The organism is Aerococcus viridans (assembly GCF_002871935.1).
Lineage (GTDB): Bacteria > Bacillota > Bacilli > Lactobacillales > Aerococcaceae > Aerococcus > Aerococcus viridans_B.
Map to the genome: position 1 here is coordinate 18,081 of NZ_PNHQ01000012.1, position 14,278 is coordinate 32,358.

A 14,278-nucleotide genomic window follows, 5' to 3' on the forward strand; every position below is an offset into this window, starting at 1 on the left:
CAAATTAGTCAGCTAAACGTTTAAATGTATTAGCAACATTTTCAGCTGTAAAGCCATATGCTTCTTGGATTAAGTCACCTTTACCTGAAGCACCAAAGCGGTCAATACCAACAATAGCACCATCTAAGCCAGTGTATTTCGTCCAACCGAATGAAGCACCCATTTCAACAGCCACACGTTTAGTGATGGCTTTTGGTAATACAGTCTCTTTATATGCTTCATCTTGTGCATCAAAAATTTCTTGTGATGGCATAGATACGACAGATACGTGGATACCTTCTTCAGCTAATTTCGCTTGAGCCGAAATCGCTAGGCTTACTTCCGAACCGGTCGCAATTAAGATACCTGTTTGCTCACCTGCTGCTGGAGAAATAACGTATGCACCTTTACGGACACCTTCTTCAGCCTTTTCTTTAGTCCCTTCTAAGACCGGTAAGTCTTGACGTGTTAAGACTAGCATCGTTGGTGTTTCTTCTGATTCAAGGGCTAATTTCCAAGCTACGCCTACTTCATTACCATCAGCAGGACGCAATACGTTTACGTTATGCATTGCACGGAAGGAAGCCAATTGTTCAATTGGTTCATGTGTTGGACCATCTTCTCCAACACCAATTGAGTCATGGGTAAAGACATAAGTTACTGGTAATTTTGAAATCGCAGCTAAACGAACCGCTGGACGTAGATAGTCAGAGAAGACGAAGAATGTACCAGCATAAGTTTTAGAACCACCATGTAAAGCAATACCATTCATCGCTGCAGCCATCGCAAACTCACGCACACCATACCAAATATTACGTCCTTGATAAGAGCCAGCTTGGAATTCTTCATCTGCATCATTCATCGTATTGTTAGAAGAAGATAAGTCCGCTGATCCACCCCAGAATTCTGGTAATGCTTTACCAATTTCTTGAATAGCTGCTTGAGAAGTTTTACGACTTGCTGCTGCTTTATCGCCTACTTCATAAACAGGGATGTTAGCTCCCCAACCTTCAGGTAATTTACCTGCATAAGCACGTTCATATTGCGCCGCTAAGTCTGGGTAAGCTGCTTTATAGTCAGTAAATAGCTTGTTCCAAGCTTCTTCTTCAGATTGACCACGAGCGCCTACAACTTCATTGAAACGGTCATAAACTTCTTGTGGAATATCAAATGCATCATAGGTCCAACCAAAGTTTTGTTTAGCAAAAGTGGACCCTTCTAAACCTAATGGTGCTCCGTGAACACCAGATGTCCCTTGTTTTTCAGCACCGAAACCAATGATTGTCTTAATTTCAATTAATGTAGGTTGATCAGTGTTCGCTTTTGCTTGCTCGATAGCAGTATTAATTGCTTCTAAATCGTTACCATCCTTTACTAGGATATGTTCCCAGCCGTAAGCTTTGAAACGATCTCCAACATTTTCAGTAAAGGCTTTGGAAGTAGGTCCGTCTAATGAAATGTCATTTGAATCGTATAAAGCGATTAATTTGTTCAGTTTTAAATGACCAGCTAAAGATGCTGCTTCTTGCGTTACACCTTCCATCAAGTCACCGTCACCAACTAGGGTGTAAGTAAAATGATCCACAACGTTAAAACCGTCTTTATTATAAACAGCAGCGTCATGTGCTTCAGCCATTGCCATACCTACTGCATTAGCAAATCCTTGACCTAATGGACCTGTTGTCGCTTCTACACCATCTGTTTCGTGAACCTCTGGGTGACCAGGGGTTTTTGAACCAAACTGACGGAAGTTTTTTGTATCTTCTAAAGATACATCGAATCCTGATAAATGCAGTAAGCTATAAAGCATTGCAGAACCATGTCCAGCAGACAATACAAAACGGTCACGGTTAGTCCATTTGCTATGTTGTGGGTTTTGACGAATGTGTTTAGACCAAAGAGCATAAGCCATTGGTGCGGCACCTAGAGGTAAACCTGGGTGACCAGAATTTGCTTTATCCACCATATCTGTGCTTAAAGCACGAATAGCGTTTGTTGCTAAAATATCCGTGTTGTCAAACATTCATTTCACTCCTTAAAATCTGTTCAATTTCTCATTTACAGCTGACAGCTTGTCATACTAATAGTATAACAAAGTTTATAATAAATCACTATTCATAGGGATGGGAACTTATTATTCACCCAAATTTTATTGAGCAGCAAAAACTAATTTTTCTAATGCTTTTGCAATCCCTTCATCATCATTGGATGCTGTCACATATTGGGCATTGTCTTTTAATTCGTCAATTGCGTTACCCATAGCAACCCCACAACCAGCCCATTTAATCATCGATAAATCATTCGCTTGGTCACCAAAAGCCATTGTTTCACTTTGATCAATACCTAAGCTTTCTGCTAATTTAGCTAAAGCTTCTCCTTTATCCACGCCTTTTGGCATAATTTCTAAGAAGAATGGCTCAGATTTCATAATCGAGTATTTTTCAAATAGACTAGTATCTAAAGTTGTGATAAAAGCATCTAATTTTTCTGGTTCAGCAGTAATCATCACTTTGGGCGCCATAACTTCTCCATCAAAGAAATCAACTGTTCTGATTGGCATCTCATTTAATTTAGACTCAATATCTACATATTGATCTTTAGGTGCATCTTGCACAATCACATATTGATCATCATGGGCATGCACATCCAAATCATGTGCCTTAGCTAATTCAACCCAACTTTGTAATTCATCGTTGGTTAAGGCATGTGAAAAGACGGTATTATCAGTTGCTACTTCTTTTACTAAACCACCATTAAAACAAGAAACAAATGGTACGATCTCACGACCAACTAAATCTGCATTTAGTAGTACACCTTTATAAGGTCTACCTGATGAGATCACCACATGGATACCTGCATCATGCAGTTTATGAAGCGCTTCTTTCGTCGCTTGAGACACCTCTTTTTTTGAATTTACTAAAGTTCCATCAATATCAAATGCGATTAATTTATACATCTATCCATTTCCTCCATCTTTTTTAAAATATTCTGGTAGTTTCATATCACCTTCATATGAAATAACAACTGGCTTATCTCCAAATGTTACACGACCATTCACAACCTGATAATTGGCTTTAGATATTTCATCTCTATATTCTCCATCAGGTATATTCAATTCAATTTCACTAGGTTGTCCTTCTTCTTTCAATTTGAAAATGCCAAACAAATGCTGCGTATAATAATGATAAGAAAGTATTACTGTTGAATCTCCAGCAGGCATAATCGTATAGTAGCCACTCTTACATACTTCTCGTTTCTTAATTTGTGACATACGATTGATTAATGGCGTTAAATCTTGTTGAATAGCCCAGTTAATCGTTTCACCACTTCGGAAGTTAAAATGTTCCTTTAATCCATATTCCTGTCCCATAAATATGCTTGCTATCCCTTTTTGGAAGAAGGCAAAAGCTGTCCAGTTTTCTAGTTCACTACCTGGTTTAACACTTTCTGCAAAACGTGGAAATTCCTCAAACTCTAAAGAACGCATACTTACGTATGTGTTTGGCATCATCAATTCTTGGAGATTTAAAGTACCCACAAAGTTTTCTAAAGACATATCTCCGTGATAAAAACGGTCCGTATAAAAGGATCCTGGAATTTGATCAACCACGTCAAAATTAGGATACAATTCCCCTTCTGTCCAATACAACATATTCATTTGTTGTAACTTCGTTAGGATTGATAAAGGCATGGACGCAGCCACCCAATAGAAATATGGATGCACATCTTCCACTTCAGCTCGTGCTGATGCCCAAAATTCAGGACGAATCAGTTGGGCATGGTTTGCTGCAAACCCATCCACAAATTTAGCCCAATATTTTAGATTTTCAATGATGTAATCCCATAATTTAGGATTAGTATAGTCTAAGTCATATGAGCTATCGTAGATATCCAATCGAGAAATCATTTCACCCTGTTCATTATGTAAGAAGTATTCAGGATGTTCTTTAACTAATTCCGAATCCTTTGCTAAATGAAATAATTGCAAGTTTAACATCACCTGCATACCCATTTCATGAATAGTATCCACTAATTCACGAAAATCGTCTAAGCTACCATACTCTGGTGATACCTCAGAGATATTTTTCACAATCATCGGATTACCTTCCAGATTATCAGCAACCCTCAAGTCAGTAGTTGGAAAGATAGACTGCAGTAAAATAATATCTACGCCCAAATCTTTTAATCGTTGAAGCTCCGGAATAATCGATTTGAATGTCCCTTCCTCTGTAAAATTACGAACAAATAACTTATACAGTGTTTTGTGCCGTAACGTTAAATTCGTTACTTTAGCCATAGCTGACCTCCTATTTAAAATGTGGCTCATTTTGTTATCTTCATTCTAGCATACGTGTATCAAATTGCTCACCATAACTATTCTTATTAATAGTAAAAAAGCTTTTTGCCGACAAATTAGTAAATCTTATCTAAACAAAACATTTTGCGAACAATTGAATAATAAATTAATAGAACATTCGTGTTTACTATTGATTTTTCTGATTAGGTCTTTATAATGATAGAAGTAGTTAATTAAATTCATAAAAGGAGCAAGAAAAGTGAAAAAAATAGAGGAATTTTTCCAATTGAAGGAAAATGGGTCAAACTTTTCAACTGAATTGATTGCCGGTTTATCAACCTTCTTTGCAATGAGTTACATTATTTTTGTTAACCCAGCAATTTTATCTCAAACAGGTATGCCTTACCAAGGTGTGTTCTTAGCAACCATCATTTCATCAGCTTTAGCGACATTATTTATCGGATTATTTGCTAACGTACCTTACGCATTGGCACCAGGTATGGGATTAAATGCTTTCTTTACTTATACAGTTGTTTTCTCACTGGGCTTTACTTGGCAAGAAGCTTTAGCAATGGTATTTATCTGTGGTTTATTCAACATCTTCATCACAGTAACTAAATTCCGTCAATTAATTATTAAAGCAATTCCAGATTCATTACAACATGCAATTGGTGCAGGTGTTGGTCTATTCGTTGCTTATATTGGTATTAAAAATGCCGGTTTCATCAATTTTACAACTGAAGCAGCAAATATCACTGCTGTTAACGGTCAACCATTTGATGCCACACAATCTGTTTTCGAAGGCGGTCTAGCAACAATCAACTCTACTGGGGCAACACTCCCAGAAATTTCTACTTTTACAGACCAAACTTCACTATTAGCCTTATTTGGCCTAATCCTAACAATCTTTTTATTATTAAAAAATGTAAAAGGTGCGATCTTAATTGGTATCGTCGCAGTTTCAGCTATTTACGTTATTTTAAACCCAGCTGCTTTAGCCACTGTGAACTTGGACCAGTCTGGTTTAGGCGCTGCCTTCCAAGACTTGGGTGTAACTTTCGGAGCAGCCTTTGGCAAAGAAGGTTTGCTGTCCCTTTTCGCAGATCCATCTCGTTATCCATTAGTTATCATGACAATCTTTGCTTTCTCTCTATCTGATGTATTCGATACAATTGGTACATTCATTGGAACAGGGCGCGCTTCAGGTATCTTTACCAAAGAAGATATTGATAATATGGATCAATCAAGCGTCATGAATACCAAATTAGATAAAGCCCTTTTTGGTGATGTGGTTGGTACTTCACTAGGTGCGATTTTTGGTACTTCAAACACAACTGTCTATGCTGAATCTACTGTAGGTATCTCATTAGGTGGCCGTACTGGTTTAACGTCTGTATTTGTTGCCATTGCTTTCTTCCTATGTGCTTTCATCTCACCTTTCGTTGGCTTAGTACCAAGCGCTGCTACTGCACCAGCCTTAATCATCGTTGGTATTATGATGATGTCAGCTATTCGTGAGATTGATTGGTCTAGCTTAGAAGTTGCAATTCCTGCTTTCTTTGCTTCTGTATTTATGGCATATGCTTACTCAATTTCATACGGAATTGCAGCAGGTTTCATCACTTACTGCATCGTGAAAGTATCACTTGGCAAAACAAAAGAAATTCATCCAATCTTATGGGCTGCATCATTCTTATTCTTAGCTAATTTTATTATCTTAGCCATGATCTAAATCATTAGATTAATAAGAATAGCTGTTCTTTATGACCAGGTTCTCCTGGTCTTTTTTTACTATTTTAGAAACATTTTTGTATTCTTATTTATGAAATTTTAGGTAAAAATACTTTGAATACTTATCAAAAGGCACTATTTAAGCGCTTTAATTTGATTTTTGCTAAAATTGTTTTGAAAACGATTTCTAAAACCTTTCCTTTTGACATCACAAACGCTAAAATAGGAACGTTGATAGATTTGTCTTGCCATATTTATTTTTTTACATTTAGAAGGAGCGAATATAATGGATAACAATAACATTGAGTATAATGCACCTAGTGAGATTAAATACATTGATGTTGTCAATACTTACGACTTAGAAGAAGAAGCAAGTAAAGTGGTACCACATGGTGGTTTTAACTACATTGCCGGTGCTTCTGGGGATGAGTGGACTAAACGTGCTAATGACCGCGCTTGGAAGCATAAATTACTTTACCCGCGTCTAGCACAAGATGTTGAAGCGCCTGATACAAGTACTGAAATTTTAGGTCATAAAATTAAAGCACCATTCATCATGGCACCAATTGCTGCACATGGTTTAGCACATGCTACTAAAGAAGCAGGTACTGCACGTGCAGTTTCAGAATTTGGTACAATCATGTCGATCTCAGCTTATTCTGGTGCAACATTTGAAGAGATTTCTGAAGGGTTAAACGGCGGACCTCGTTGGTTCCAAATTTACATGGCTAAAGATGACCAACAAAACCGTGATATCTTAGACGAAGCAAAAGCTGATGGCGCAACTGCTATCATCCTTACAGCTGACTCAACTGTTTCTGGTAACCGTGACCGTGATGTGAAGAATAAATTCGTTTACCCATTCGGTATGCCAATTGTTCAACGCTATTTACGTGGTTCAGCAGAAGGTATGTCATTAAACAATATCTATGGCGCTTCAAAACAAAAGATTTCGCCAAGAGATATTGAAGAAATCGCTGCTTACTCTGGATTACCAGTATTTGTTAAAGGTATTCAACACCCTGAAGATGCTGATATGGCAATTAAAGCTGGTGCATCAGGTATCTGGGTATCTAACCATGGTGCTCGTCAATTATATGAAGCGCCAGGTTCATTTGATACGCTGCCAGCTATTGCAGAACGTGTAAACAAACGTGTACCAATCGTCTTTGATTCAGGTGTACGTCGTGGTGAACACGTTGCTAAAGCTTTAGCTTCCGGTGCAGACGTTGTTGCTTTAGGTCGTCCAGTATTATTTGGTTTAGCTTTAGGTGGATGGCAAGGTGCTTATTCAGTACTTGACTACTTCCAAAAAGACTTAGAACGTGTAATGCAATTAACAGGTTCACAAAATGTGGACGATTTGAAAGGTCTAGATTTATTTGATAACCCATATGGTTATGACTACTAGATTTTTGTTGTAATTTATAGATAATTAGGTCAAAGAAAATGTAAATATTTTCTTTGGCCTTTTTTATTTCCCCAGTAAAGACGAACATTTAGCGCCTATCCCACTATTAGCAATTCCCCTCACCTTAGTACCTAGTCTTTGCATTCCTTAATAGACGTCCTTATAATATTTCCTAGAAGTAAATTGCAGAGAGGAGCGTTACCATGGGTATCGAAAGCCGTAAATCTACTGAGTTAGAAGACTTGTTTGCCTCTATCGTTAATATTGACGGTGATGGAGATGGCGATAAGGAGAAAGATGATCAAGAACAAGAAGCTAAAAATAATCAAACAAGTAAAGATCACAAATAAAAAATGATAAGGAGTGATTTACTTTCATGGAAATTACAATTTGGGCTGATTTCGTATGTCCGTTCTGTTATATTGGACAAACGCACTTGGAACGCGCAATGGCTAACTTTGCCCACGCAGATGAAATTACGATTGAGCACAAATCATTCGAATTAATGCCTGGTGCAAAATATGATCCAAGCAAAAACTTCTATGAAGCTTTTGCAGATTTAAAAGGGACTACTGTTGAACAGGCAGTGCAAATGAACGAACAAGTCATACAAATGGCTACTGCTACTGGCTTAAACTTCAACTTTTCTGATATGAAGATGGCCGACACCATGCCTGCACATCGTGTATTCCAATATGCGAAAACACAAGGTAGAGACGGCGAATATTTTAAAGCATTCTATACAGCTTACTTCGAAGATGGTGCATTAATTAGCGACGAAGATACAATCATTTCGCTGTCTAAATTAGTCGGTTTAGATGGAGACAAAGTCCGTGAAATTTTAGCTAGTGAAGATCAATTCCAAGCTGAAGCCACTGCTGATATCTTCCGCGCAGGTGAAGTTGGCGTTCAAGGTGTCCCTTTCTTTGTATTTAATAATAAATACGCAGTGCAAGGTGCCCAACCTGTTGAAGTATTCCAACAAGTGTTAGACCGAGTATATGCAGAAGAACAAGAAGCATAATACGATCTTATTGCTCGCTAGCTGATTAGCGGGCATTTTTTTGTAAAAAAAGCTAGGACAGCAGGGTCCTAGCCAACAACTACTTATATTTGTGAATTTGTGTCTAATGGATATACAGGTGTGCGCTCATTGATTTGCCAATGGAGCACGATAAAGGTCGCAATCCAAACAGCTGCAATATCCAATCCTAGACGAGCTAGTAAATCAAAAATGCCGACATCATAACGTAGATACATCATGGCATAATTGGCGATTGCAAGCCAAGCAAAAAATTGTAGGGCAAACTGGTTAGTCTTTCCAATTTGATTTTGACGGATAATAAACCGCTGTATTGCACCAAAAGATAAGCCAATCGCAAGCCCCATAATACCAGCCCAAAGAACAGCCATTGGTAACTGCCCATCATCTACTCCATAAATACCTAGGCCTAGATAAGCCACTAGCCGCATGATCGCAAAAACGAGTATGTAGACATGTAAACCTCTCGTATAGAAAAAGGGTTTTGGCTTATACATCAACCGTTGGCGAGCCATTAACCAGTAAATCAACTGACCTTGTATGATAAAAATCAACATTATTTTAATCGGATTGATCACCCAGTCTATATCCACTAAGTGTGGCAAGGGTTCAGCCCGGTAAACTAACAGAATTAACAATTCGGAGATGACATAAAGCATTACTTTCGTCCCTTTCGTTCCTGGCAAACGAAAGTCAATTAGATAGTAAGCATACGTCATGAATGTATATATTAGCAAATAAACTATAAATAAAGCTGGATAATAGAACCCCTGTTGCACCGCCAAACCATCCCCGAGGATTGCTTGGAAACTAGGATTTGGAAACCATAGCTCCAACATCACATGCAATAGGCTCATCACACTAGCTATGAATCCGCTATATAGCCATCTTTTATCTCTATTTCGCATATTCCCTCACTTCTCAAATCATTATGATTAACTAGCATGCAAACAAAAATAGCCAGCACCCAACTCATGAATCATCATTAATAAGTCTATTCTAACATGCTATAATAAAAGTGAGAACTATGACAAATTCAAAAAGGTGAACTATGGAATCAAAACGTACACAAGCAATTCAAAAATTTAATTACTGGGCATCGCGCATGATCTGCCCTATCTGCAAAAGCAATCTTTCTTTTAGCCATAATCAAGTCCGTTGCGATCACAATCACAGCTTTGACATTGCTAAACAAGGTTACATTAACCTTGCACCCAACCACCAAGAAGCACACTACAACAGCAACCTCTTCACTGCTCGCCAACGAATCATGCAAGATGCAAGTCTATACGCCGGTATTTACCCACAAATCATAGACCTATTAATTGAAAAAGAGGTAGACTTAACACAAGTTAAAAACCTAATTGACTTAGGCACTGGAGAAGGTAGTCACCTTCACCAACTAGCACAAACTTGGCAGGTACATGTGGCTAACAATCAAGAGCAAATGCCACAATTTCTAGGCTTAGACTTAGCTAAAGATGGCATCCTTTCTGCTGCCAAACACTATACCAACGCCCTTTGGATAGTCGCTGATTTAAGTAAATTACCCTTTAAAGATGGTCAAGTAGAAGGTACGCTTACTATCCTTTCACCCTCTAACTACGCTGAATTAAACCGAGCACTTTCAGACCAAGGTTGGGCGCTAAAAATCGTACCCGGCCCTAACTATTTAAAAGAACTACGGGAAATTATGCTACCAGTGGATGAACAAAAACAAAACACTTCTGCATCCATCGCTAAATTTAAAGCGACCTTCAACGACTTTGGTCAAAGTCATTATCAACAATATCGACCATTAAACAAAGAGCAGTTACGTGATTTAATTCAAATGACGCCATTAATGTGGCATGCAAATGAACATCAAATTACAGAAGCAATGGCATTAGCTGGTATTACTCTTGACTTACAAATTCTATTTGGACGCAAAAGAAGGTGAGACAAAAGTCGTTTAGAATTGACGTACTGGACCAAAAGACGAACAATAACGAAATGTTATTGGAGACATTTCGGAAGTATCGGACAATTCTGACTTTTGGAACCCAATTATAAATGTTCTTATATAGCAAAGAGAGGCTGAGATATTTTTGTCCCAGCCTCTTCTACTTTAGGTCGTTAATCATACTAATCTAAACATTTATTCTTCTACAAAGCCCGTTACCCGTAAAACATATTTACATTACAGAAGCGGCGCCACCATCAATGTTGAGTGCCACACCTGAAATATAAGAAGCTGCATCAGACACTAAGAACGTAATAGCATTGGCAGCTTCCACCGTTTCACCAATACGACCTAAAGGTGTATTCGCTGATTGGCTTTTAGAAAATTCTTCCCAAGTTTGATCAGGCGCATTATCTTGCCAACGTTTCTCGATTTGTTCACTGCGCACTAAACCAATAGAAACAGCATTCACACGAATATTATACTGACCTAATTCCTTACTCAATTCCTTTGTTAAGCCAAGACCAGCAGCACGGCTAGTTGACGTTGGTAATGAATTGGCTGGAGGTGTCTTACCTGCTATAGCGGTTAAATTCACTATAGCTCCTGAATTTTGTTTCTTAAAATATGGCAATACTTCACGGGTAAAATTCACTACACCAAATATTTTAATATTCAAGTCTCGTTGCCATTCAGCATTATCGACTGCATCGAAACTATGGGCAGATGAGCCACCCGCATTATTAATTAAAATATCAATACGACCAAATTGATCGATTGTCTCAGTAACTACTCTTTTAGCATCTTCTTCGACCGTTACGTCTCCAACGACATAATGGACTTTGCGACCGGTAATTTCTTGAATCGCTCTTTGCGCTTCAATGAGACGATCCTCACGACGGGCAACAATTGTCACGTCAGCCCCTTCGTTCGCTAATGACTTAGCTGTCTCAAATCCGATGCCACGGCTAGCCCCTGTAATAATCGCTACTTTTCCTGCTAAACCTAGTTCCATTGAAAGACCCCTTTCTAAATTGTATTTCTATATATATTATAATAGAAATATTTTTAAACCAAAATAAAACCCCTTACAATCAAGAAGACCCATGTCACAATAGACACAGGTCTCACTTCCGCATTGCTTATTAACCGATACCAAATTTGGCATTTTCTAAACTGGCTACATTCATTTTTTTCATTTTAAATAATGCTTCTAGTACCCGTTTCTTTTGTGCTTCAGTAGCTGTTTCCATGATTTGTAAATAGGCTTGTGGCACTATTTGCCAAGAAATACCATGATGATCTTTCAACCACCCCATAGACTCAGCTTCTTCGTCAGCTGATAATTTTTCCCAATAGTAATCTACTTCTGATTGCGCACCAGCAACGATTAGGAAGGAAATCGCTTCAGAAAATTCTTCATCACTACCAAATCCATGGTCCATAAAGACTAATTGTTGGTCGCCAACATTTAACTCGGCATAATTCACCTTAGCACGCGCATCTTGAGCTTCACCTTCTTGGTAATAATTGATGTGGCCTGGCGCTGCCTTTTGAAAAATCGTTGCATAATCCTTTAAAGCTTGCTCTGCTTGACCACAATATTGACCAGCAAATAATAGAGATACACGGATTTTATGATTTTTAGGCACATCCGGTGCCAACATAATTTGCCATGATAAACCAAATTGATCTTCTACCCAAGCATAGCGTTCGCTAAACGGGTAAGTATCTAAAGGCATCAAGTCTTTTCCACCTTTTGCCAATTTAGCGTATAAAGCATCTACTTCTTCGGCAGTATCTAGCGATACCATCAAGGAGAATGAGGGATTCATTTTAAAATCAGGACCCCCATTAAAAGCTGCAAATGCTTGATTTTCGATCGTAAAATCGTAAGCTACAGTTTCACCTTTAGGCATTGGGTAATGGATTTCACGAGTAATCTCACTTTGGTCAAAAATTTTAGTATAGTATTTAACTGCTTCTTCAGCTTGGTCGTTGAAACATAATTGGATCGCAATTTGTCGCATATTTATCGCTCCTTCAACATTGGATTCTTCCAACACTTATAAGTAAAGAATAAGCTAAAAATCACTGAATGTCGAATAAAAACGGCTAAACTTTTTACCAAGAAGCAATTATTGAACCTTGCCTTCAATTTCAGCTATTAAATCTACATCTTCAAGACTAGTAACCGTTTGAATCACTTGGTTAAGTGGTTGTTCTGCCAACATTTTTTGCAACTCTTGACTTTGTTCGTCTCCTGCATCATTATATTCAAAGATATAAGCTACAGTTGACAGCAAAGCATCGTAAGTTAAGCCACGTTCTTTTGCCTCACGAATTGGACGTATAAAACGTTCATCATAGCCTAATTTTCTAATCGGTGTACGAGCAACACGGGTGATGGCGTCAGAAATGTGGCTATTTTGGAAACGTCCCACAATTTTATTGACATAAGCTGCATGTGCTTCTTGGTCAAATCCCCATTTTTCAACTAATAAAGCCCCTGTTTCTGCTAAGACAGCTTTTAATTGTTGTAAGACTTTTTCATCTTCTAGCGCTTGATCAATAGTTTCATAACCAAAGTGTTTACCAGTATAAGCTGTTGTAGCATGCCCTGTATTCACTGAGAATAATTTACGCTCAATATAAGGCAGTAAATCATCTACGTATAATACACCGTCAAGTTCGATTTGAGTTCCTTTCATATTCGTTTTGTCAATTACCCATTCGCTGAAAGGTTCAACTGATACAAACAATGGATCTTCATGACTTTGCATAGGCACAATACGGTCAACCGCTGCATTGGGGAAACCAATATATTGGTCAACGTAAGCACGGTCCGCATCATCGAAGTAAGCAGATACTTTTTCATTTAAGAAGTCTGTTCCACCAATCATGTTCTCACAAGCAATAACATCCATTGGACGTGTATCGTCATTTTCTCGACGTAATTTAATCCCATTAGCAATTAATTCAGCAATGTAAGGTAGGATATTAGGCCCAATAGCTGTGGTCACAATATCTGCTTCAGCTACCGCTTGAGACACCGCTTCGGGATCTTTTCCGTTATTTATACCACTGAAATCAGTAACAGTTAAGCGTTGATGGGCATCATCAGCATATTCAATTTTATAACTATCACGGGCGTTTAAGGCATCAATTAACGTTTCATTAATATCTACAAAAGTGATGTCAAAGCCATTCTTATGTAAAATTTCACCTATAAATCCACGACCAATATTACCAGCACCAAAATGTACAGCTTTCATTTACGCTTCAACCTCCTTCAACATATCAATCACTTCTTCAGCCGTTTTTGCATCTCCTAGACGCACAACATTAGCTACGTCAGAACAGAAGACTGCAATTTTAGATAATAAATCTAAATGGTCATCGCCCACACCAGCAATCCCGAAAACAGCCAAAGCCAATTTTTCTTCCTTACCATCCTCAGAGAAATCGATACCCTTTGGTACTTGCACGAAAGAAATTGCCGTATGATTCACGTGGTTTTTACTCTCATCTGTACCGTGTGGAATAGCTACAAAATTCCCCATATATGTTGATACAATACGCTCACGCGCTATCATGGCCTCTACATAATCCGCATCAACCGCACCGTCTTGAACCAATAATTGGCCAGCAGCACGAATGGCTTCCTCTTTTGAAGAAAATGTATTGTTTAACTGAATTAACTCTTTTTTCAATTCCATTCAATCACATCCTTTTATGATTTTGTTTGTACCTGTGGTTATATTTACTTTAGTCGGGTTAGACGTTCACACCCTTTAGTTGAGATCCAAATGTCAGACTCGTGCCACTTCAGGATTAGGCTACGCGATTTTTAATCACTTCGTCTAATCCTTCCAG

At 38.2% G+C, this 14,278-nt stretch carries 13 protein-coding genes; 5 read left to right on the forward strand and 8 right to left on the reverse strand.

From position 1 onward, the window contains the following. Positions 1–4 precede the first annotated feature (4 nt). From tkt to CJ191_RS05790, 3 genes are all read right to left on the reverse strand, one after another. The gene (gene tkt, locus CJ191_RS05780) at positions 5–2,002 is read right to left on the reverse strand and encodes a transketolase (protein ID WP_070467063.1); all 1,998 of its coding nucleotides are present in this window, start codon (positions 2,000–2,002) and stop codon (positions 5–7) included. A 126-nt stretch (positions 2,003–2,128) separates the two neighbouring features. Further along, positions 2,129–2,935 carry a Cof-type HAD-IIB family hydrolase gene (locus tag CJ191_RS05785; protein ID WP_070467064.1) on the reverse strand — a complete coding sequence of 269 codons (807 nt, stop codon included), beginning with the start codon at positions 2,933–2,935 and terminating at the stop codon, positions 2,129–2,131. Then, positions 2,936–4,276 carry an alpha-amylase family glycosyl hydrolase gene (locus CJ191_RS05790; protein ID WP_070467066.1) on the reverse strand — a complete coding sequence of 447 codons (1,341 nt, stop codon included), beginning with the start codon at positions 4,274–4,276 and terminating at the stop codon, positions 2,936–2,938. A 268-nt stretch (positions 4,277–4,544) separates the two neighbouring features. Here CJ191_RS05790 and CJ191_RS05795 point away from each other — a divergent pair, with 268 nt between their 5' ends. The 4 genes from CJ191_RS05795 to CJ191_RS05805 all read left to right on the forward strand — a co-directional run bounded on the left by CJ191_RS05795 (position 4,545) and on the right by CJ191_RS05805 (position 8,442). After that, positions 4,545–6,008: an NCS2 family permease gene (locus CJ191_RS05795; protein WP_070467128.1), complete on the forward strand. Its 1,464-nt coding sequence runs from the start codon at positions 4,545–4,547 to the stop codon at positions 6,006–6,008. A 285-nt stretch (positions 6,009–6,293) separates the two neighbouring features. Continuing rightward, positions 6,294–7,418, forward strand: coding sequence for an L-lactate oxidase (lctO, locus tag CJ191_RS05800; protein WP_070467068.1), 1,125 nt, complete (start codon positions 6,294–6,296; stop codon positions 7,416–7,418). Positions 7,419–7,621: 203 nt separating this feature from the next. Then, entirely contained in the window at positions 7,622–7,768 is a 147-nt protein-coding gene (locus CJ191_RS09145; RefSeq protein WP_168125754.1) for a hypothetical protein, read from the forward strand. 26 nt (positions 7,769–7,794) lie between these two features. After that, positions 7,795–8,442 (forward strand): DsbA family oxidoreductase, encoded by a 648-nt coding sequence (locus CJ191_RS05805; protein ID WP_102199262.1) that lies wholly within the window; start codon positions 7,795–7,797, stop codon positions 8,440–8,442. 83 nt (positions 8,443–8,525) lie between these two features. Here CJ191_RS05805 and CJ191_RS05810 read toward each other — a convergent pair whose 3' ends face one another. Continuing rightward, a complete protein-coding gene (locus tag CJ191_RS05810) occupies positions 8,526–9,368 on the reverse strand; it encodes a hypothetical protein (protein WP_246819008.1) in 843 nt (280 codons plus the stop codon). A 143-nt stretch (positions 9,369–9,511) separates the two neighbouring features. Between CJ191_RS05810 and CJ191_RS05815 the strand changes: the two genes are divergently transcribed. Continuing rightward, complete coding sequence (locus CJ191_RS05815) at positions 9,512–10,399, forward strand: putative RNA methyltransferase (RefSeq protein WP_070467071.1); 888 nt, start codon at positions 9,512–9,514, stop codon at positions 10,397–10,399. A gap of 235 nt (positions 10,400–10,634) precedes the next feature. Here the strand turns inward: CJ191_RS05815 and CJ191_RS05820 are convergent, their stop codons facing one another. From CJ191_RS05820 to CJ191_RS05835, 4 genes are all read right to left on the reverse strand, one after another. Beyond that, the gene (locus CJ191_RS05820) at positions 10,635–11,417 is read right to left on the reverse strand and encodes an SDR family NAD(P)-dependent oxidoreductase (RefSeq protein ID WP_070467073.1); all 783 of its coding nucleotides are present in this window, start codon (positions 11,415–11,417) and stop codon (positions 10,635–10,637) included. A 130-nt stretch (positions 11,418–11,547) separates the two neighbouring features. Further along, positions 11,548–12,432, reverse strand: coding sequence for a VOC family protein (locus CJ191_RS05825; protein ID WP_102199263.1), 885 nt, complete (start codon positions 12,430–12,432; stop codon positions 11,548–11,550). Positions 12,433–12,540: 108 nt separating this feature from the next. Beyond that, complete coding sequence (locus CJ191_RS05830) at positions 12,541–13,677, reverse strand: mannitol-1-phosphate 5-dehydrogenase (RefSeq protein WP_070467077.1); 1,137 nt, start codon at positions 13,675–13,677, stop codon at positions 12,541–12,543. Then, positions 13,678–14,121, reverse strand: a complete 444-nt coding sequence (locus tag CJ191_RS05835; protein WP_070467079.1) for a PTS sugar transporter subunit IIA — start codon at positions 14,119–14,121, stop codon at positions 13,678–13,680. Between the last annotated feature and the right edge of the window lie 157 nt (positions 14,122–14,278).

What these genes read in the sequence shown, in the direction of transcription:
- CJ191_RS05805 (WP_102199262.1), top strand. Translation starts at nt 7,795, where the DNA reads ATGGAAATTACAATTTGGGCTGATTTCGTATGTCCGTTCTGTTATATT.
- CJ191_RS05830 (WP_070467077.1), bottom strand. Translation starts at nt 13,677, where the DNA reads ATGAAAGCTGTACATTTTGGTGCTGGTAATATTGGTCGTGGATTTATA.
- CJ191_RS05820 (WP_070467073.1), bottom strand. Translation starts at nt 11,417, where the DNA reads ATGGAACTAGGTTTAGCAGGAAAAGTAGCGATTATTACAGGGGCTAGC.
- CJ191_RS05825 (WP_102199263.1), bottom strand. Translation starts at nt 12,432, where the DNA reads ATGCGACAAATTGCGATCCAATTATGTTTCAACGACCAAGCTGAAGAA.
- CJ191_RS05810 (WP_246819008.1), bottom strand. Translation starts at nt 9,368, where the DNA reads ATGCGAAATAGAGATAAAAGATGGCTATATAGCGGATTCATAGCTAGT.
- CJ191_RS09145 (WP_168125754.1), top strand. Translation starts at nt 7,622, where the DNA reads ATGGGTATCGAAAGCCGTAAATCTACTGAGTTAGAAGACTTGTTTGCC.
- CJ191_RS05835 (WP_070467079.1), bottom strand. Translation starts at nt 14,121, where the DNA reads ATGGAATTGAAAAAAGAGTTAATTCAGTTAAACAATACATTTTCTTCA.
- tkt (WP_070467063.1), bottom strand. Translation starts at nt 2,002, where the DNA reads ATGTTTGACAACACGGATATTTTAGCAACAAACGCTATTCGTGCTTTA.
- lctO (WP_070467068.1), top strand. Translation starts at nt 6,294, where the DNA reads ATGGATAACAATAACATTGAGTATAATGCACCTAGTGAGATTAAATAC.
- CJ191_RS05790 (WP_070467066.1), bottom strand. Translation starts at nt 4,276, where the DNA reads ATGGCTAAAGTAACGAATTTAACGTTACGGCACAAAACACTGTATAAG.
- CJ191_RS05785 (WP_070467064.1), bottom strand. Translation starts at nt 2,935, where the DNA reads ATGTATAAATTAATCGCATTTGATATTGATGGAACTTTAGTAAATTCA.
- CJ191_RS05815 (WP_070467071.1), top strand. Translation starts at nt 9,512, where the DNA reads ATGGAATCAAAACGTACACAAGCAATTCAAAAATTTAATTACTGGGCA.